This window comes from Sunxiuqinia dokdonensis, from assembly GCF_001270965.1.
Lineage (GTDB): Bacteria > Bacteroidota > Bacteroidia > Bacteroidales > Prolixibacteraceae > Sunxiuqinia > Sunxiuqinia dokdonensis.
The window spans coordinates 35394-55189 of sequence record NZ_LGIA01000208.1 but is presented as its reverse complement, the minus strand read 5'-3'; the positions used below and the strand labels follow the sequence as shown (position 1 = coordinate 55189).

Annotated in this window: 15 protein-coding genes; 10 read left to right on the top strand and 5 right to left on the bottom strand. The window is 46.0% G+C overall.

The genetic code is table 11. The features are described from left to right. Positions 1-24: 24 nt before the first annotated feature. A complete protein-coding gene (locus NC99_RS19910; RefSeq protein WP_082326604.1) occupies positions 25-1896 on the bottom strand; it encodes an AMP-dependent synthetase/ligase in 1872 nt (623 codons plus the stop codon). A 181-nt stretch (positions 1897-2077) separates the two neighbouring features. After that, positions 2078-5125, bottom strand: a complete 3048-nt coding sequence (ccsB, locus tag NC99_RS19905; protein WP_053188181.1) for a c-type cytochrome biogenesis protein CcsB — start codon at positions 5123-5125, stop codon at positions 2078-2080. Positions 5126-5341: 216 nt separating this feature from the next. On the opposite strand from ccsB, the gene NC99_RS19900 reads away from it, so the two are divergent. Together NC99_RS19900 and NC99_RS19895 are read left to right on the top strand one after the other, a co-directional pair. Next, complete coding sequence (locus tag NC99_RS19900) at positions 5342-5557, top strand: YgaP family membrane protein (protein WP_053188178.1); 216 nt, start codon at positions 5342-5344, stop codon at positions 5555-5557. Positions 5558-5638: 81 nt separating this feature from the next. Continuing rightward, positions 5639-5854, top strand: coding sequence for a putative signal transducing protein (locus NC99_RS19895; RefSeq protein WP_053188175.1), 216 nt, complete (start codon positions 5639-5641; stop codon positions 5852-5854). A gap of 63 nt (positions 5855-5917) precedes the next feature. Here the strand turns inward: NC99_RS19895 and alaS are convergent, their stop codons facing one another. Further along, the gene (gene alaS, locus NC99_RS19890) at positions 5918-8536 is read right to left on the bottom strand and encodes an alanine--tRNA ligase (protein ID WP_053188171.1); all 2619 of its coding nucleotides are present in this window, start codon (positions 8534-8536) and stop codon (positions 5918-5920) included. A 281-nt stretch (positions 8537-8817) separates the two neighbouring features. Here alaS and NC99_RS19885 point away from each other — a divergent pair, with 281 nt between their 5' ends. The 5 genes from NC99_RS19885 to NC99_RS19860 all read left to right on the top strand — a co-directional run bounded on the left by NC99_RS19885 (position 8818) and on the right by NC99_RS19860 (position 13135). After that, positions 8818-9789, top strand: coding sequence for a M23 family metallopeptidase (locus NC99_RS19885; protein ID WP_053188168.1), 972 nt, complete (start codon positions 8818-8820; stop codon positions 9787-9789). Between the two features lie 11 nt (positions 9790-9800). After that, a complete protein-coding gene (locus NC99_RS19880; protein WP_053188166.1) occupies positions 9801-10139 on the top strand; it encodes a MerR family transcriptional regulator in 339 nt (112 codons plus the stop codon). Between the two features lie 91 nt (positions 10140-10230). Further along, a complete protein-coding gene (locus NC99_RS19875) occupies positions 10231-11328 on the top strand; it encodes a Nif3-like dinuclear metal center hexameric protein (RefSeq protein ID WP_053188163.1) in 1098 nt (365 codons plus the stop codon). Between the two features lie 24 nt (positions 11329-11352). Continuing rightward, a complete protein-coding gene (locus NC99_RS19870) occupies positions 11353-12126 on the top strand; it encodes a zinc ribbon domain-containing protein (RefSeq protein WP_053188160.1) in 774 nt (257 codons plus the stop codon). Between the two features lie 424 nt (positions 12127-12550). Further along, complete coding sequence (locus NC99_RS19860; protein WP_053188152.1) at positions 12551-13135, top strand: Crp/Fnr family transcriptional regulator; 585 nt, start codon at positions 12551-12553, stop codon at positions 13133-13135. Between the two features lie 5 nt (positions 13136-13140). On the opposite strand, the gene NC99_RS19855 is transcribed toward NC99_RS19860, so the two are convergent. After that, positions 13141-13854, bottom strand: a complete 714-nt coding sequence (locus NC99_RS19855; protein WP_053188149.1) for a DUF4386 domain-containing protein — start codon at positions 13852-13854, stop codon at positions 13141-13143. Between the two features lie 370 nt (positions 13855-14224). On the opposite strand from NC99_RS19855, the gene NC99_RS19850 reads away from it, so the two are divergent. From NC99_RS19850 to NC99_RS19840, 3 genes are all read left to right on the top strand, one after another. Continuing rightward, a complete protein-coding gene (locus tag NC99_RS19850; RefSeq protein ID WP_082326603.1) occupies positions 14225-16045 on the top strand; it encodes a patatin-like phospholipase family protein in 1821 nt (606 codons plus the stop codon). Between the two features lie 188 nt (positions 16046-16233). Beyond that, positions 16234-16809: a helix-turn-helix domain-containing protein gene (locus tag NC99_RS19845; RefSeq protein WP_053188143.1), complete on the top strand. Its 576-nt coding sequence runs from the start codon at positions 16234-16236 to the stop codon at positions 16807-16809. Positions 16810-16839: 30 nt separating this feature from the next. After that, positions 16840-18492: an AMP-binding protein gene (locus tag NC99_RS19840; protein ID WP_053188139.1), complete on the top strand. Its 1653-nt coding sequence runs from the start codon at positions 16840-16842 to the stop codon at positions 18490-18492. A 58-nt stretch (positions 18493-18550) separates the two neighbouring features. Here the strand turns inward: NC99_RS19840 and NC99_RS19835 are convergent, their stop codons facing one another. Next, a complete protein-coding gene (locus tag NC99_RS19835) occupies positions 18551-19774 on the bottom strand; it encodes a DEAD/DEAH box helicase (RefSeq protein WP_053188137.1) in 1224 nt (407 codons plus the stop codon). Between the last annotated feature and the right edge of the window lie 22 nt (positions 19775-19796).

Sequence of the window (19796 nt, the reverse complement as noted above, 5' to 3'; positions counted from 1 at the left end):
TCGATGGCCTTTTATTTTTTCAAATCATATTTTCAGTTTTTTGAGCAATTCATTCATGTCGAAACGAAGGTTCACCTTGACTCGTGGAAACTTCAGCCCGTTGCCCCCATTGTTGAGCTTCGAAGAGTAGATTTCGTCGATAATGTGCTGGTATTTTTTGCTGACCACATTGCGTTTCAGTTTCAAGGTTGGCGACAACTCACCGCTTTGCGGGGTCCATTCTTCACAAACCAGCCGAAAACGCTTGATCTCTTCATGCTGTCCCAGCGTTTTATTAATGACCGCCACTTCTTTAAAAAGTTGTGCGACCACTTCTTTCTTTTGAACCAAATCTTCGTTGTCGCGGAAATGAATTTTATGCTGCGAACACCAGTCATGCAGGTACTCAAAATTGGGAGAAATCAGTGCGCTGGCAAACTTTTCATTTTCGCCAATGACCATGGCCTGCTCAATGAAAAAAGATTCCTTCAGCTTATTCTCAATCATTTGCGGGGCGATGTACTTTCCGCCCGACATTTTAAACATCTCCTTCTTCCGATCGGTAATTTTCAGGTATTTCCCCGCCTCAAGTACGCCAATATCTCCGGTATGAAACCAACCGTCTTCGTCAATCACCTCCGCGGTTAGATCCGGTGCCTTGTAGTAGCCTTTCATTACCGAAGGGCCCTTGCACAAAATTTCGCCATCATCAGCAATTTTCACTTCAACTCCATCCAACACCGGTCCAACGGTACCAATTTTCATTTCTTTCAAAGCCGGATTATTCACGGCGATAACCGGCGAGGTTTCGGTGAGTCCGTAACCTTCCAAGGTGAGCATGCCCGCCATGCCCAAAACACGCGCAATCCGGGGTTGAAGCGCCGCACCACCCGACACCACATACACAATGTTGTTGCCCAAAGCTTCGCGCCATTTTGAATAAATCAGTTTATCGGCCAATCGAATCTGAATCCTTACAAAAAGGTTGTATTTCTTATTGTATTCGAAGTGGCGGGTCAGGCTCAACGCCCAAAAATAGATGACCTTTTTTATTCCGGTTAGCTCGTTCCCTTTCGACACAAAACCATCATACACCCGCTCCAACAAACGTGGAACCGAGTTAAACATGTGCGGCTTAATCTCTTTAATGGCAGCTACAATCTGTCCCAGATTCCCAACGTAATAAACCCCCATGCCCTTGTATTGGAAGTGATAATTCACGCTTCGTTCGTACACATGGCAAAGCGGCAGGAAACTGATGACCCGGTGTCCCACGCCCAGATCGTGCATCTTGGCATGGGTGGTGAAGTTGGAAACCAGATTTTCCTGGGTGAGCATCACTCCTTTCGGAACACCCGTTGTTCCCGAAGTATAAATAATGGTAGCCAAATCGTCCGGTCCCACCGCGTTCTTGATCTCTTCCAGCTTTGCCGCCCACTCGCCCTCATTTGCTTTCCCCAGTTCCATGATTTCGCGAAAGTGTTTGCACCCGTCGAAATCGTCAAAAGCATACATGGCTTGAATTGATGCGATGGCCTGCGCTACCGGATTGATTTTTTCGAACAGCTTTTTATCGCCAACAATCACGTACTTCACTTCGGCGTGCTCCAAAATGTAGCTGTATTCCTCTTCGCCAATGGTTGGATAAATGGGCACATGCACCAGTCCGGCCATCGCCAGGCCCATATCGACGAAGTTCCATTCCGGCCGGTTGGTCGTTACCGTGGCAACCTTGTCGCCTGGCTGAAGCCCAAGCGCCAACATGCCCATCGCAAACTCGTGAGACTTTTCCTTGTATTCAGCAGTGGAGTACGTGTACCATTTGCCATTGGCTTTTCCGCCCAGGGCATCTTCGCGGGGGTAGTTCTTTGCACATAAATCAAGAATGTCGAAGGTCCGCTTCACATCTTTTCCCATGTTTATTGATTTAGTTAAAACCTTGTGAACCGGGCAAAGTTAACATTTCAAGCATCTAGACCTATTGACATTAATCTATTCCACGAAAGAACAAACTTATTTAGAATCATTTAAAATAACAGCAATTCCTTCAATACCTTCATGTTGGCAAAGCAAAAATTGACTATTTGAATTCGACATTCTATTCTGCGATTTCCTCAAACTTCTTGTAATTGATGTATGACCAGATCGCCAAGAGGGTGATCGCGCCTACGGACGCATAAACAGCCCAGTGAATTCCATCTGCGGAACCCTTGCCGTAGGAATGCAGACCCGATAAAAAGTAGTTGACTCCAAAATAGGTCATGAGCACCGAAGTAAAGGCTATCACCGTGGCCAGGTTATAGTTGTACCGGCCCCGAAGCGAGGGAATCAAACGCATGTGAACGATAAACGCATAAATCACGGCCGTAATCAAAGCCCAGGTTTCCTTGGGATCCCAGCCCCAGTAGCGGCCCCAACTTTCGTTGGCCCAGATGCCGCCAAGAAAAGTTCCGATCGTCAACATATACAGCCCAATCGTGGCCGAAAGCTCACTGATGGTGGTCAACTGATCGATGAAGTGGTCCACATTTTTCTGGTTACTTTTTTTCATGATGGCATACAACACCAGCACCAAAATACCCAGAAAAGCGCTCAAGCCAAGAAAGCCATAGCTGGCCGTAATAATGGAGACGTGAATCATGAGCCAGTACGATTTCAGCACCGGAACCAGCGGCGTAATCTCCGGGTTCATCCAGTTAAGATGAGCCACAAACAAGGTGATTCCCGATAAGATTGCAGCGGTGCCTAAAACCATCGGGTACTTTCTTCCGAAAATAATACCCGACAGCATCGCGGCCCAAGCCACATAAATCATCGACTCGTAACCGTTGCTCCAAGGTGCTCGGCCTGAAATGTACCACCGAACGATCAATCCCACGGTGTGTATCAAAAAGCCCAAATAAATCAATCCGCTAAAACTGTATCGGGTTATTTTATGCATGGGTTTTTGGCGGAAAATATTCACGAAAAGAATGATCAGCAAAACAAAACCAACCAGCAGATACCAAGGGAAAACCCGCTTGAAAGGCTGGTATTTGTTATACAGCATTTCCGCAGATTTTTGTTGTTCCGAAGGCAAGATTCCAGCGCCAAATTTTTCCTGAAAAGCAGCTACCGTAGAAATAATCTGCCTGGGCTGGATGTCGCTGTCCGATTTAACGCCATCGGCCAACAGGTTAAAGCTTCGATTCACGAACAGGGAGTCGGCGGCCGGATAGCCGGTCGGGTTGCTACCCACCGCCCACCAGGCATCGGTTTGGTTTTCCGGAGGAAAGAAAGTCAGCAAATCGCCTTTAAAAACCATAAAACTGATGTTAATCCGTTCGTCTAAAAAGATGTATTCCTTGTCCAGCTTACTCCGAAAAGCCGGTGCTTTGGCAAAAGCAGCACGAACCTGCTCTGTAATCCGGTAGTTTCCATCCAAATCAAATAAATCAATTACCCGGGCATATTTATCCTGAAGCCCAATGGACGCGGCAATTTCCTTATCAATTTTAATAAACTGAACCGACCGCCAAAGCTCAGGAAAAAGGTGCATGCTCAGCACCACTTCATCCGATGACATGCCATTGAGCGTTGACTTACGGCTCAACTTACGCAGAATTTCGCTCGACAAGGTTGACATGGGCTCAATCCGTCCATCGCGGCCATGCACCCACAACTGCGAAAAATCTTCAACCAGCTGCTCATCCAAACGAGGAATTCCCGCTGTACTCGGACTTTGTGCCATACTCTGATTGCCGGCAAACAACAAGCCCAGCATGACAACAGCCATTTTTGCCTTTCCTGACATTTTCAGGTGACGCACCAAAAATTGGAAATAGGAGTTTTTATTGAACAGAGACAGAATCATGCCCACGGTCAAAAGCAAGTATCCCAGATAGGTGACCATCGTGCCCCAAAAATCTTTGTTTACTGATAAAATCGTTCCCCCCTCGTCCTGATCGTACGACGACTGGTAGAAACGATAGCCGCGGTATTGCAAGGTGTTATTCATGAAAATTCGCACATCGCGCTTGACATCGCGCTCCGGATCCAGCAATTGTATTTCGCTGGCAAATGACGACGGACTTTCGGAACCGATATAACGCTCCAATTGAAAATCATGTAACTTCAAACTGAAAGGCAGATGAACCGGTTTGGAGCCGTAGGTGAGTTTGACCGGAGTATTGCCTACCAGGTAAGTCACCGGATCGCCAATCTGTCCGGCACGTCCAAAAACATTGACGATGGCCTGACGCTCTCCGTCAGAAATTTCCACAATCACCGCATCTTCATTCGAACTTTCCGGGCTGCCTTTGGCTACACGCAAAGCCGCTTTTTCGAAGAATTTCTTAACCAAAACCAAGTAGCCATCAAAAGCGTAGAGGTGCATCAACTTCACTTCCGAACGCGTTCCGGCAGGCACCAATTCAGGTTCGCCACCTGCCATGGAACGAATTTCCATGTCGCGGTCGGCCACAATAAACAACTGCGAACCTTCCTGTTCAAAACGAACGTCAGCCTGTCCTTCGAAACCCACGGTAGCTGGCCCAAGATTCACCAGCTGGCCTTTGCCAAAGGTAAAGTTCTCCATGCCCTCGCCTGCTGAAATCACAAAATCGACGACCGGGTCGCCCGAGTGGCTTTCAACAGGTGTTCGCACCGCGTCTTTCACAAAACCAACAGACTTGATTCGAACTGACTGGCCATCAATCTCCATTTTTTCGCTGAATTCTTTGGGACTCAACTCCGAAAACAGAACCCGCTCCGTGACTTCCTGCCCGTTGGCCTCCACCGTAAAATAGGAATCGCTCGACACAATGTGGTCGGCGCTTTCGCCCTCGCGAATATGCATCATCCCTTCAAAACTGATGTAGCGGGTAATGCCCGCACCAATCACAATCACAATAAATGATAAGTGAAAAATGCCGACTGTCAGCTTCTTCATGGTGTACTGACGATATTTCAAAAAATTGTGGATTAAACTTATTCCGAGCAGTAAAAAAACCAATTCGAACCAGTGGGTATTGTAAACCAGCGCCTTGGCCGCGGGCGTGCCGTAACTGCTTTCAACAAACGTGGCAATCGCCATGGAAAAAGCCATGACCAGCAACAAAAATCCCATAAAAGATGTGGAAACCAGAAATTGATATATTCTTTTCATCGAGCGCGTCTTTATTAAAAAAAAGTGAAAATAGACTTAATGACCGGAGTAAAAAAATCCTTCTCTCAAAATAACTACCACATTAACACTTATTGAGATTTTTGGTTTATCAGATTCACTGAAACCGGATCAAGGTCCGGTAGAAGTTGACCTTGCAGGTTGAAACCCAAACCCGATTCTGTGAGTAGAAAAGCATAACTCACAAAAATAAAAAAGATGAGAAAAAATATGGGAATGGCGGATCGTGTGATCCGCGCAATTGTAGCAGTTTTGATCGCAGTCCTCTACCTCACCAATGTTATCGCCGGCACATTGGGATTAATCCTGCTGATTCTTGCCTGTGTGTTTTTGCTCACCAGCATGGTCAGTTTTTGTCCGCTCTATGCGCCTTTTGGCCTAAGCACCTGCAAAAACCCGGAAGCCCGGAAGTAAGCATGCCGGAAGAGCAAGCTTGTTCGACAGTAGTAATCATCAAATAGCCCATCATGATAAAAAACACCCGATTCGGAGACCATGGTCATTTTTAGTGGTAAACCCATTGATGCCGAGATGATCAACCAATTATTAAACGATCAGGGCATTGTTACGCTCATCAGCAACAAACTCATGGGTAGTATTGCACCCTGGCAGGTTTCGGCTGGTGGCTTTGAGCCCGTTGAAGTGATCATCAACAAAGAAGATCAACAAAAAGCACGCGAGCTGATTGCCGCTTTTCACGAAGCAGAATAAAAAAGGTTCCACCGGAATGAACCGATGGAACCGTTTTATATGTTGTTTGTTTCGACCTCCTTTTTAATTGACAAACGATTTGGCCTTGGCAATTGCCGCGTCGATACCCGAGACATCTTTGCCACCGGCGGTCGCGTAAAAAGGTTGACCACCGCCGCCGCCTTTCATTTCTTTGGCTGCTTCGCGAACAATCTGTCCGGCATTCAGACCTTTTTCCTTCACCAGCTTGTCGGCAATCATGATGCTCAGGCTGGGTTTGCCATCAATTTCGGCGCCCAGTACCAGGAACAAGTTATCCACTTCGCCTTTCAGTTGAAAAGCCAAGTCCTTAATGGCTTGGGGCGAATCCAACGCTACTTTCTCGGCAATCACATTGATGCCGTTGATTGATGAAACTTGCTTTTTCAACTCGTCTTTCACGCCGGCTGCAGCTTGCTTTTCAAAAGCCTCCAATTGCTTTTTCAACTTGGCGTTCTCGTCCAGCAAGTCTTCAACCGACTTTTTCAGGTTTTTGGTATTGTTGAACAGGCCGCGAACTTCGTGCAGCTCATCCATATTTTTATTGATGAACGCTTCAGCTTTATCAGCAGTAATCGCTTCGATCCGGCGTACACCGGCCGAAATAGCACTTTCGGAAGTGATAATAAACTGGCCGATTTGTCCAGTGGCCGGCACGTGTGTTCCTCCGCACAGCTCAACCGAATCGCCAAATTTTATGACCCGCACATGATCGCCATACTTCTCGCCAAACAAGGCGATGGCCCCCATTTCCTGTGCTTCGGCAAAAGCCACATCCTGCTTTTCTTCCTGGTGAAAGTTCTGCCGGATTAACTCGTTCACCCGATTTTGAATCTGCATCAATTCTTCTTTCGACACTTTCTGGAAATGCGCAAAGTCGAACCGCAGATGATCGGCATTCACCAGCGAGCCTTTTTGCTCGACATGCGTGCCCAGGATTTCGCGCAAAGCCTGATCGAGCAAGTGCGTGGCCGTGTGGTTGTTGGCAGTCAGCTTGCGTTTGTGATTGCTCACCACCGCTTTGAAAGTTGCCGTTGGATCGGCAGGCAATTCTTTGGCGATGTGCACAATCAGGTTATTTTCCTTTTGCGTATCAATGATACTTGTCTTGACACCGTTGGCTTCGATGTAGCCCGTGTCGCCAACCTGTCCGCCCGACTCGCCATAAAACGGGGTCTGGTCGAAAACCAGGTGATAGAACTCCTTATCTTTTTGTTTGACTTTGCGGTAGCGGGCAATCTCAATGTCGGCCTCAAGCGTGGTGTACCCCAGAAATTCCACTTCGTCAATTTTCTTGAGCTCCACCCAGTCGCTGGTTTCCTGGGCGGCAGCATTCCGCGAACGACTTTTCTGTTTTTCCATTTCCGAATCGAACTCCGCCCGATTCACGGTCAAGCCATTTTCGCGCAGGATCAGCTCGGTCAAATCCAATGGAAAGCCAAAGGTGTCGTATAATTCGAAGGCGTTTTTCCCTGACACTTCCATTGTCCCGGTTTTTTTCGCCTGGCTCATTTCCTCGTCCAGCAAGCGAATGCCTGTTTCCAAAGTCCGCAAAAAGCTCTCTTCCTCTTCTTTGATTACCTTTTCGATCAGCACCTGCTGCGAACTGAGTTCGGGAAAGGCATCGCCCATATTTTCTTTCAGCGTTTCCACCAGCTGGTAGATGAATGCTTCGCGGAAATTCAGGAACGTATAGCCATAACGCACCGCACGACGCAAAATCCGGCGAATGACATAACCCGCCTTATTGTTCGAAGGCAATTGTCCATCGGCAATGGCAAACGCGATGGCCCGCAAGTGGTCGGCAATCACGCGCATGGCGATGTCCGCTTTTTCGCTTTCGCCATATTTTTTTCCGCACAGTCTGGCCAATTTGGCAATGACCGTTTGAAAAACATCCGTATCGTAGTTCGATTTCTTGCCCTGCAAGACCATGCACAAGCGTTCGAAGCCCATGCCTGTATCGACATGTTTGGCAGGCAGTTCTTCCAAACGGCCATCGGCTTTCCGGTTAAACTGAATAAACACCAGATTCCAGATTTCAATCACCAGCGGGTGATCCTGGTTAACCAGTTCGGCGCCTGGCTTTTTCGCCCGTTCGTCATCATCACGCAAATCCACATGAATTTCGGAACAAGGGCCGCAGGGGCCGGTATCGCCCATTTCCCAAAAATTATCTTTTTTATTACCATGCAACACCTGTTCTTTTGGCAAGTGCTTCAACCACATGGCTTTCGCTTCTTCGTCCAATTCAAGCTTGTCATCAGGGCTTCCTTCAAACACCGTGGCATACATCCGGTCGGCGGCAATGCCCATTTTCTCATGCAAAAATTCCCAGGCCCAATTGATGGCGTCTTCCTTGAAATAATCGTCGAACGACCAGTTGCCCAGCATTTCGAACATGGTGTGGTGATAGGTATCATGCCCCACTTCTTCCAGATCGTTGTGTTTTCCCGAAACCCGTAAGCACTTCTGAGTATCGGCTACCCTGACCGATTTAGCAGGCTGGTTTCCCAAAAAAATATCTTTGAATTGATTCATGCCCGCGTTGGTAAACATGAGGGTCGGATCATTTTTCACCACCATGGGGGCCGAATCGACTATGGTATGTTGCTTTGAAATAAAAAAATCCAGGAAGGCTTTCCTGATTGCTTTGGAATTCATATAATTACATTTTCAATTTAAGACTCTTCACTGTTGCTCAGGCCAAGTGCCATACACATGAAACATCGCCTGACTCCTTCTCAATAAAACGGAAGCTAAGTCGATTGCAGATACGTTTAAAATTTGTTAAAAAACACTTGATTGCAAGTTTATTAAACCCATCAACCCAATAAATAAACTACTTTTGCGTTTTGTAGTCGATTTGCTCGGTTTTTTAAGTCTTGCAAAGTTAGATTAAATCCTTAAATTTGTTACATTTCGAAAAAAAGAAATTGTTTTCTATGGCTAAAGTTAAGTATAAATTCAACCCCGAAACACTCAGCTACGACAAGGTTGAACGCAACTTAAAATCGAAGATCCATCGTTTTTTACTGTTCAGCACCACCAGCATCCTGGCAAGTATCATCATGACTGTGGTTTTTCTTCAGTTTTATGAGACGCCAAAGATGCGCAGTTTGAAACGTGAAAACCGTCGGCTGTTATCGCAGTACGAGTTGATGTATCAAAACCTGGAAAGCATTGAAGACGTGCTGACGGACATTCAGCATCGCGACGATAACTTATACCGTATTATTTTTGAAGCCGACCCCATTCCCAATTCCGTTCGGAAAGCAGGTTTCGGCGGGGTGAACAAATATTCGCAGCTCGAAAGTCTGGAGAATTCAGAATTGGTCATTAAAACAGCCCGCAAGCTGGACGTAGTGGCCAAAGAAGCTTATATCCAATCCAAATCGTACGACGAAGTGTTGAAACTGGCGCTTGACAAAGAGGAAATGCTGTCAAGCATTCCGGCGATCATGCCTGTTTCAAACAAAGATTTAAACCGGACCGCATCAGGCTGGGGATTTCGGATTCACCCCATTTATAAAATCCGCCGGTTCCACTATGGCATGGACTTTACAGCTCCGGTTGGTACGGAGATTTATGCAACAGGCGATGGCATTGTAAAGGAAGTGAAAAGTGCACGCACCGGCTTTGGCCGCTGGATTGTGATTGACCATGGGTTTGGCTACGAAACCCTGTACGGACACCTGAACGAATTCAATGTAAAAGAAGGACAGAAAGTAAAACGTGGTAACGTAATTGGCTATGTGGGCAATGCCGGAACCTCGTCAGGACCGCACCTTCACTACGAAGTACATAAAAACGGGAAAGCCGTTAATCCGCAATACTTCTATTTCAAGGACCTCACTCCGCAGGAATACGAGAAGATGATCGCCATCTCGTCGAACATGGGACAATCGTACGACTAAGCCGGCAAGCTGTGCCTTACAAACAACCCAAAATAGAAAAAGTCTTTTATTCGATTGGCGAAGTGGCCGACATGTTTCAGGTCAACACCTCGCACATTCGTTTTTGGGAAAATGAATTCGACATTCTCAAACCAAAAAAGAATAAAAAAGGCAACCGCCTGTTTACCAAAGAAGACATTCAAAACCTCAAGCTCATTCACCACCTGGTAAAAGAACGCGGACTGACCATTAAAGGTGCCAAACAAAAACTGAAAGACAATAAACAAGATACGCTGGACAAACACGAATTGGTTGACCGGCTGAAAACAATCCGACAAATGCTGGTTGAGATGAAAGAGGAGATGGGTTAGATACTGGATGCTGGATGCCAGATGCTAGATACTGGTTAGTTAGATATTGAGAGATTTGCGAACGGAAAATTGAAAACTGGAATTACAGGACATGAAACTGAAGGAAATTACAAAATACCTCGAATCGGTTGCGCCACTCGCCTACCAGGAGTCGTATGACAATGCGGGCTTGCTGGTTGGGAACCCGGAGCAAGAAATCAAACAGGCACTCATCACCTTGGATGTCACCGAAAGCATTATAGACGAGGCCATTGCAACAAAAAGCAACCTGATCATTGCGCACCATCCTTTAATTTTTGGCGGACTAAAAAAGCTGACCGGAAAAAACGAAGTAGAGCGCTGCGTCATCAAAGCCATTCAACACAACCTGGCCATTTACGCGTCGCACACCAACCTGGACAGCATCCATGGCGGGGTGAACAGCAAGATTTGCGACAAGTTGGGGCTTGAAAATTGTCAGGTGCTGTCGCCAATATCCGGACATTTAAAAAAACTGGTCACCTTCATTCCTTTTGAACAGGCCGGACACGTACAGCAGGCAATTTTTAGTGCCGGCGCCGGACACATTGGAAACTATGACTCGTGCGCTTACACCATGCCCGGCAAAGGGAGCTTCCGGGGCAGCGAAAACACCCAACCTTTTGTGGGAAAACCCGGGCAAATTCATTACGAAAACGAACTTCGATTCGAAACCATCTTTCCCAAACACCTACAGAACAAAGTGATTCAAGCTTTAATTGAAGCACACCCTTACGAAGAAGTGGCTTACGACATCTACCCACTCGACAATGTCAACCCGCAAGTGGGAATTGGCATGGTGGGTGAACTTCCGAAAGCCATGGACGAAAAAAAATTCCTCCGCATGACCCGGAAAGTCTTTGGCGCCGCAGTCGTTAAACACAGTTCGTTGCGAAGTCAAAAAGTAAAAAAAGTAGCCGTTTGCGGAGGCTCGGGAAGTTCACTAATCCAGCAAGCGATTGGCGCCAAAGCGGACGTTTTTGTAACCGCCGATTTAAAATACCACCAGTTTTTTGAAGCCGAAGGCAAAATTGTATTGGCCGATATTGGCCATTTTGAAAGTGAGCAATTCACTAAAGAAGTTTTTTATGAATTACTTACAAAAAAATTCCCTAAATTTGCAATCCGTTTATCCGAGGTGAATACCAACCCGGTAAACTACCTGGTTTAACAAAGAAAATTAGAGCATTCAAATATGAATACACAGTACCAAGAAGACAAATCAGTTCCAATTAGTGACAAGCTAAAAGCACTTTTTGAGTTACAAACAGTTGTTTCTGATATTGACAAAATTAAGACGCTTCGCGGAGAACTTCCGCTGGAGGTGCAGGATCTGGAAGATGACATCACCGGCTTGACTACGCGCGTAAGCAATTACAGCGACGATATCAAAACGCTTGAAACATCAATTACCAACCGGAAAGCTGCCATCAAAGAATCGGAAGCTTTAATTGCAAAGTACACCGAACAACAAAACAATGTTCGCAACAACCGCGAATATGACTCGTTGAACAAGGAGATTGAATTCCAACACCTGGAGATTGAACTTTCCGAAAAACGCATCAAGGAATTCTCGGCTGAGCTGGCCTCAAAAAAGGAAGCCATTGATTCTTCGAAAATACTGCTAGCTGAGCGCCAGGAAGATTTGGAACGCAAGAAAGCGGAACTGGAAGAGATTACAGCTGAAACCAAGATTGAAGAAGAAAAGCTGAAAGCAAAATCGGAGAAAATTGAAAACATGATCGAACCTCGTTTGCTCACCGCTTTCAAACGTATCCGCAAAAATGCCCGTAACGGCTTGTCGGTGGTTACTGTTCAGCGTGACGCCTGCGGTGGTTGTTTCAATAAAATTCCGCCACAGCGCCAAATGGACATCGCCAACCGCAAAAAGATCATCGTTTGCGAGTACTGCGGCCGAATTCTGGTTGACAAAGACATTTTGGAACCCGATCAACTCGACAAAGCATAATAGATCAGGGATTTCGAATCGATATTAAAAACCTTTGAAGCGTGCTTCAGAGGTTTTTTTGTGCCCAAAGGTGAGCCATGATCACCCGTCCGTTCAATATTCGGATGGATAAGAAAATCATCCCATTTTTCATTTCAAAAAACAGAAACTCCTGCCCGGAAAGACTGCAGTCGGTTTATTTCTTTTTTTGTCCTATTGATATTGAAATGTGAAACATGCCCCTCAATTTCGCAATAATCAATAACTTTGGTTCCGACTCTCCGCCAAAGGCGGGCTCAGTTAAAAACGCGAATTATCCATATCGGGTCCAGGCTATGCCTGAAAGTGTCTGGCCGGCATCAATTTTTGTAAGGGTGGAGGTCCATCGTCCGCACTGTGCCGCTGGTCAAAGTGCACCCCTTGGGTTTTATAAAAACAAAGCATCATGGAATTAAAGATATCTGATCTGATTGCAAATGAAATGTCGCTTTCTCCTGAAGAAATAGAAGTAGTTGATACCTTAATCCCCATCAGAAAATTTCAGAAAGGCCAACTTCTTCTGGAAGAAGGAAAAATTGCAAAAGAATGCTACTTTACCATCAAAGGATGTGTTCGTTCCTATCAAATTTTAAATGGTGAAGAAAGAACCACTCAATTCTTTGTTGAAGGTGATCCAATCGCATCACTATTAAGCTATCTCAATAGAACTCCTGCAAATCATTATTTTGAATGCATTGAAGATTCCACTTTGGCGGTTTTAAGTTTCGACAATGAACAAAAACTTTATAGTCAGCACCCGAAATTTGAAGCCCTCTGCAGAAATAGCATTGAGCAAGAATTTGGCAAACAACAAGAAATCCTTCAAAACTATCTGACCAAGAATCCAGAAGAAAGATATTTGATGTTACAAGAAACCCGACCAGAATTGCTCCAGCGGGTTCCTCAATATCATTTAGCTACTTTCTTAGGGGTACAGCCTGAATCCTTGAGTAGAATACGAAAACGAATTGCCAAAAGGAACAAGTCTTAACCTGCTTAGGCTATTAATTTTTTTCTATGTCTTACCCCAACGATTAACAGATATGCACAGAAGGTTAATTCAGCAATAACTGCGGTAAATAGCATCACCACTGCACTAATATCGATAAGCGAGGGAACGATAAAACTTGCCATACAATTGAATAAATATCCTAAGCCCGCAATGAAAATCATGATTCCAATTGGTTTTGGGAAATCAGCAGACTTGTACAAAAGGACTCCCATTAGAAAGCAATTGATCGCAAAGAATACGCCTGAGATTAAGTAACCATAGTCAAAAACCTGTAGCTGGGTCATGACATCAATACCCAATTGAGTCAATTGCTCGGTTGACATCTTATCTGCGCCTTGAATCATCAGTATAGGCTTAAACAGGTTGATCAAGTTTGCACCAAGCACGGATGATTGTATTAATCTGAAAACGGCCGCAAGAATGGCAAGTCCTCTGTGAACGTTCACAAGCAGGAAGTAGAAAAGCACGGATACCATTACATCAGATAGAACCATGATCAGATCGCCTAAAAATCCTAACCTGAACAAAGATTCGTTTTGAACAATATTACGCAAGGTAACCGCAGCGTCAGTGGGATCAATCAATGTTTCTCTCACAAACATACCACTCATCAATCCGCCGGTAATAATCAGCAGGTAAAAGAATCCTGTTGTCCTGGCCAATGTTTTTGTCGATAAATTCAATTCATTTGTTTTCATAATCAAAGCTTTAAAATTGTTGACACAAAGCTACATGGACCAGATGGCAGAATCCATTGACTTTGGTTAAGAAAGACAATAAAACCCAACAAGCAGGGCTTCGAACGGTACATCGTCCCAGTTTCAATGGCCATCGGGCTTAAACGACACTGCGGGATTCGTACGTTTCGTTTTAGGCACCTGCCCTGCTTCAAATCCATCCACAAAACGACAACCTGTCAAACCACTTGACTCGTCCGTATTTTATATTGTATCTTTATTCAAAAACCATTCAGCAAATTAAATTGTCCATTTGTTGAAGCGAAACTCAGCTACTAAAAAAAAAGTCACGCTTGAAATTGGTGTGTTTTAATCCTTAAAAAAACATTGTATGACTGAGTCAAAGACAATTCGAATTGGTATTTGCATGGCTGGTGCTGTTTCGGCTGGAGCCTACACTGCAGGAGTTATTGATTATTTGTTTGAAGCCCTGGAGCATTGGCAAAAAGCCAAAGACCTGAACTTGCCGGGTGTTCCCAAACATGAGGTGACGATTGAAGTGCTTACGGGCGCTTCGGCTGGTGGAATGACTGCTGCCATAAGCTCCTGCGCTGTTCAGCAATTTTTCCCACACGTCAATCCGTCCAATTTCCGATCGTCGGTAACAAGCGAAAACCCGCTGTACGATGCTTGGGTTAATCTTACTGAAACCGAATATTCCGATATGATGGATCAGATGCTCAGTGATGATGATGTCAGGCAGCATCCGGCCCACGAGGTGAAGTCGATATTCAATTCCGGGTTTATTGAGAAAGTCGCTTCGCGAATTATCGATACCACAGCAAAGGACCCGGCCGTTAACCGGCCTTATGTGGCCAAAGACCTGGAGATTTTGACCACACAAACCAACTTGCGCGGCGTTAACTACCAATTGAAGTTTCGCACAGCGTTGGGAGAAAGTGTTCACCATATGACACGGCATCAGGATTTGGCTCATTTCAAGCTGTCGGAAACCGGCCAATATGAAGGCAATGGATTAATTCCGCTTTCGTTTGCCACCATGGAAGGGCTAAACAAAGCTTTGTTGAAAGATGCCGCCATTGCGACCGGTGCATTTCCTGTGGGACTGAGCCCCCACAAGGTGAACCGCCAGGCGCGTTATTTGCTCGAAAACCCGCTTCTCAATAAAACCAAAGATAAAATTCAGTTGGATGAGACCTCCGATTATTTGTGTGTGAATGTGGATGGAGGCGTGATCAACAATGAACCGTTCGAACTGACAGATCAGATTTTGGAGCGGCGAAAAAAGGACCAGTTGCTGGCCGAAGGAAGAAAAGTGGAAGCCCGGAACTACGAGCTGGAAAAATCAGCTGCTTCATTCGATTCCACCTTAATCATGATTGATCCCTTTCCCAGCGATCAAGGACTGGTTGAAGATACTGAACCGCTCGATGCCATTAAGTTTGCCGTGCCCGAACTGCTGAACGCCATGCGTCAGCAACTCATGTTCAAGGAAGAGGAATTGATGAAAGCTTACGATGAAGAAAACTATACCCGGTTTATGGTGTTGCCGGTGCGCTATCAGAATCATGAAAAACAACCCTACGCCTTGGCATGCGGCGGATTGGGTGGCTTCGCCGGTTTCTTTAAGAAAGAATTTCGTGAGCATGATTTTTTGCTGGGCCGGCGCAATTGCCAATTGTTTCTTCAAAAATATTTCAGCGTTCCCGAGGAAAAAAACAACCCGATTCTGAAGTTCGGTTACCAGGGTGTTGACCGGTTTCGAGTTGCGGCCAAAGAGGGGACGGGATTTTTCTTGCCCATTATTCCCGACATGCGGGTTATTGAAAAGGCCGACGGAAGCGCCATGCTTATGGAGCAGGTGCCCGAAGAAGCCGGCATCGATTACAATTCGGTTAAAATAAGCCTGGCGAGGCTGTTGGCGCTGGAGGAAAAAATGGCCGATCGTTTTGGGCTGGTGCTGGAGAATATCATGAATGGTGAACGCAGCAAGGAGAGCCAGTCTGATCCGAGCGCCATTGTGAGGCGAATCAGAAAAAAAAGCAAGCTGAAAAAATACCTGCTGAAAATGGTCACCAAGGTTGGAACCAAAGTAGGCATCAGTCAGGCGCAGAAGATAATGGCCTCCAAATTTGTCGATGCCGTGATTATTGAGATGGAAAAACGAAAGTTACTGATTGATGATCTTTGATTCTCAAATAGAAAAAGTAGATGATAACCACCGGATCCGGTTTTTAAACCAAATTTTATTGTGGCTTCAAATTTATATTGATTCTAAATGTCTGGTTAATTGATCCAAGCTTGCGGTTTCTGTTGCTTTCGCGTTTGACTGGCTTGAAAATAAAATTAAATTTGTGGGCAGACTTAAAGACGACAGGCATGGCAAAGAAACACGATCTGGGAAAAAAGATCAAACAAATACGTGAGTCCAAAAAAGTAAGCCTTGAGGAAATGGCTGAAAAAACCCATTTGGACGCCGATCAGCTTACAAAAATTGAAAAAGGCGATGTTCTTCCTTCGCTGGCTCCGCTCATTAAAATCGCACGGGCATTGGGTGTCCGGCTGGGCACTTTTCTCGACGACAGCAGCAACCTGGGGCCGGCCATCGTCAGGGCAAATGAGCACGAGGAAGGCGTTCGGTTTAGTTCGCAGCAAAACGGATCGCGCGAGCACCTGAACTTTTTGTCGCTGGCTTTCGATAAGGTGGGCCGAAGCATGGAGCCTTTTTTGGTGGAAATTGAACCCGGACAACAATCGGATTACATGCTTTCGTCGCACGAGGGCGAAGAGTTTATCTATGTTTTGGAAGGTGAAATTGAAATAAACTACGGCAAGGAAGTGTATCAGCTGGGTGCAGGCGACAGCATTTACCTCGACTCCATTGTGTCGCACAACGTACATGCCGGCAACAATCAGGCAGCCAAAATCTTGGCCGTTGTTTACGCCCCCTATTAAAAGCCAATTCGTTTTCTAAAAATTGAAATCATGCAATTACTCGATTACACGCTCGGCGGAATTTTAGAGAAATACGCTTATGAAACACCCGATCAGGAATTTATTGTTTATGCCGATCGGGATTTGCGTTTTACCTACAGCCAGTTTAACGACCGGGTGGACAAGCTGGCCAAAGGCTTGATGTACACCGGCGTGGGCGTGGGCGACAAGGTAGGCATTTGGGCAAACAACGTACCCGACTGGCTGACTTTCATGTTTGCCACGGCCAAGATTGGCGCCGTTTTGGTGACCATCAACCCCAATTATAAACGTGCCGAGTTGGAGTACTTACTCAAAGATGCCGACATTCATACGCTGTGCTTGATTGACGGTTGGCGCGACAGCGACTATGTGAACATGATTTTTGAATTAGTTCCCGAGTTGAAAACACACGCCCGCGGGAACCTGAAATCAGTCCAATTCCCGAAACTGCAAAGCGTGGTGTTTATTGGACAGGAAAAACACCGCGGCATGTTCAACACGGCGGAACTGATTTTGCTGGGCGAACATCTTGATGATTTGGAGCTGGAAGACGCCAAGCTGAGCGTGGATCCGCACGACGTGGTGAATATGCAATACACCTCGGGAACCACGGGTTTTCCCAAAGGCGTGATGTTGTCGCATTACAATATTTTAAACAACGGCTATTCGGCTGGCCAATGTATGAAGTTCACCGCCAAAGACCGTTTGTTGGTGTGTGTTCCGCTGTTTCATTGCTTTGGTTCGGTATTGTCGGTTTGTGCCATTGTGAGTCATGGCGCCACCATGGTGCTGACCGAAAATTTCGATCCGCTGATGGTGCTGGCTTCTATCGAAAAAGAAAAATGTACTGCCGTGAATGGGGTTCCAACCATGTTTATTGCGGAACTGAACCACCCCATGTTCGACATGTTCGATCTCACATCCTTGCGCACAGGAATCATGGCTGGTTCGCTATGTCCCATCGAAACTATGAACCAGGTGATGACCAAGATGCACTGCAAAGACATTATCATTGTTTACGGGCTCACCGAAACGTCGCCGGGCATGACCGCCACCCGCACCCATAATTCACCTGAGGTTCGTGCCACAACCGTTGGTTTTGAGCTGCCCAATGTGGAGGTGAAAATCGTCAACCCCGAAACCGGAGAGGAATGCGCGGAAGAAGAGCAGGGCGAAATTTGCTGTCGTGGCTACAATGTGATGAAGGGTTACTACAAGAACGAGGAAGCGACCCGGAAAGCCATTGATGAAGATGGCTGGCTGCATTCGGGCGACCTGGCCGTAAAAACTGCTGATGGCTTTTACCGCATAACCGGCCGCATTAAAGACATGATTATTCGCGGAGGAGAGAATATTTATCCACGTGAGATTGAAAATTATTTGTTTCAGTTGCCCCAGGTGGAGTCGGTGGAAGTGGTCGGCATCCCCAGTCCCAAATATGGAGAACAGGTGGGCGCTTTCATTAAACTTAAAAATGGGCAAAGCATAACCGAAGAAGAGGTGAAGGAATTTTGCCGCGGACAAATTGCCCGCTTTAAAATACCGAAATACATCTTTTTTGTAAATGAGTATCCCATGACTGCCAGTGGCAAGATTCAAAAATATAAGCTGAAGGAAATCGCGCTTCAGTTGCTCAAAGACATGGGCATTGAGGTGGTGTAATAGATTGGCTTGAAAATTAGATCCTTCAGGCTTTTCTTGTTCCTGAAGGATTGTTGCTTTACCTTCGTCTGCCGGATTTTCCACCGAAACTTTTCTTGTTTCCGTATTTACCGCGGCCTTTGCCCTTTTGCGAGACTTTCCACTGGGGGCCGTCTCCAATTTCGGGAGGTAACGGCGCTTTGAAAACTTCAGTTTCAATGAGCGATTCAATCTGTTGAAATTTGTACATGTCATCCTCATTGATAAAGGTCAGTGCAATTCCGGTGGTGTTCGCACGGGCTGTCCGCCCCACCCGGTGCACATAATCTTCTGCATCGCCCGGCACATCATAGTTGATAATCAGGTTGATATCTTTGATGTCGATTCCACGGCTCAATACATCGGTGGCAACCAAGATACGAATCTGGCGTGCTTTAAAACGCATCAGCACATCTTCGCGTTCTTTTTGCTCCAGGTCCGACGAAATACCTTCAGCCACAAAACCTTTCTTTTTCAGCGCCCGCACAATCACCGAAACTTTCTTTTTGGTTGAGGTGAACACCAGGATGCTCGGCGTATCTTCTTTGCCAGCAATCAGGCTTTCAATCAGCGGGGTTTTTTGTGTTTCGTAGCAAAGGTAGGCGGCTTGCAACACCCCTTCGGCCGGTTTGCTGATGGCCGTGCTAAATTCTTTCGGGTTGGTTAAGATTTTCGAGGCCAGCGTCCGGATTTTCGGAGGCATGGTGGCGCTGTACATCAGCGTTTGCCGTTTGGTGGGCAGGTTGCTGAAAATCTTAATAATATCATCGTAAAAGCCAATATCCAACATCCGGTCGGCTTCGTCCAAAACTACAAATTCAACGCTATCGAGTTTGGCAATTCCATTGTCGAGAAAGGAAATCAGTTTGCCGGGTGTGGCGACAATAATATCTACCCCTTTATCCAAAGCCTGGCGTTGATTTTCCCACTCGCTGCCATCGCCACCCCCATACATGGCAATTGAGCTGATACCCAAATAGTATGCGAATCCCTGTACTTGCTGTTCAATTTGGATGGCCAGCTCGCGGGTTGGAGCAACCACCAGTGCCCGGGTTTTTCCTTCGGGAAAATCGGCAATTTTATCCAAAATAGGTAAGATGAAGGCAGCGGTTTTTCCGGTTCCTGTTTGTGCACAGGCAATCAAATCGTGGCCTTCGAGAATTATGGGGATCGTACTTTCCTGAATGGCTGTGGCTTCTTCAAAGCCCATATCATTTACGGCATCTAAAATGTCATCATGTAAATCAAAATCGTCAAATCTCATAAAAATGGAATGTATTTCTAAC

Bases quoted from the DNA above. Each gene is read 5' to 3' on its own strand.
- NC99_RS19840 (WP_053188139.1), top strand. From the start codon at position 16,840: ATGCAATTACTCGATTACACGCTCGGCGGAATTTTAGAGAAATACGCT.
- NC99_RS19855 (WP_053188149.1), bottom strand. From the start codon at position 13,854: ATGAAAACAAATGAATTGAATTTATCGACAAAAACATTGGCCAGGACA.
- NC99_RS19870 (WP_053188160.1), top strand. From the start codon at position 11,353: ATGAATACACAGTACCAAGAAGACAAATCAGTTCCAATTAGTGACAAG.
- NC99_RS19850 (WP_082326603.1), top strand. From the start codon at position 14,225: ATGACTGAGTCAAAGACAATTCGAATTGGTATTTGCATGGCTGGTGCT.
- NC99_RS19900 (WP_053188178.1), top strand. From the start codon at position 5,342: ATGAGAAAAAATATGGGAATGGCGGATCGTGTGATCCGCGCAATTGTA.
- NC99_RS19895 (WP_053188175.1), top strand. From the start codon at position 5,639: ATGGTCATTTTTAGTGGTAAACCCATTGATGCCGAGATGATCAACCAA.
- NC99_RS19885 (WP_053188168.1), top strand. From the start codon at position 8,818: ATGGCTAAAGTTAAGTATAAATTCAACCCCGAAACACTCAGCTACGAC.
- ccsB (WP_053188181.1), bottom strand. From the start codon at position 5,125: ATGAAAAGAATATATCAATTTCTGGTTTCCACATCTTTTATGGGATTT.
- NC99_RS19845 (WP_053188143.1), top strand. From the start codon at position 16,234: ATGGCAAAGAAACACGATCTGGGAAAAAAGATCAAACAAATACGTGAG.
- NC99_RS19860 (WP_053188152.1), top strand. From the start codon at position 12,551: ATGGAATTAAAGATATCTGATCTGATTGCAAATGAAATGTCGCTTTCT.
- NC99_RS19910 (WP_082326604.1), bottom strand. From the start codon at position 1,896: ATGGGAAAAGATGTGAAGCGGACCTTCGACATTCTTGATTTATGTGCA.
- NC99_RS19875 (WP_053188163.1), top strand. From the start codon at position 10,231: ATGAAACTGAAGGAAATTACAAAATACCTCGAATCGGTTGCGCCACTC.
- alaS (WP_053188171.1), bottom strand. From the start codon at position 8,536: ATGAATTCCAAAGCAATCAGGAAAGCCTTCCTGGATTTTTTTATTTCA.
- NC99_RS19835 (WP_053188137.1), bottom strand. From the start codon at position 19,774: ATGAGATTTGACGATTTTGATTTACATGATGACATTTTAGATGCCGTA.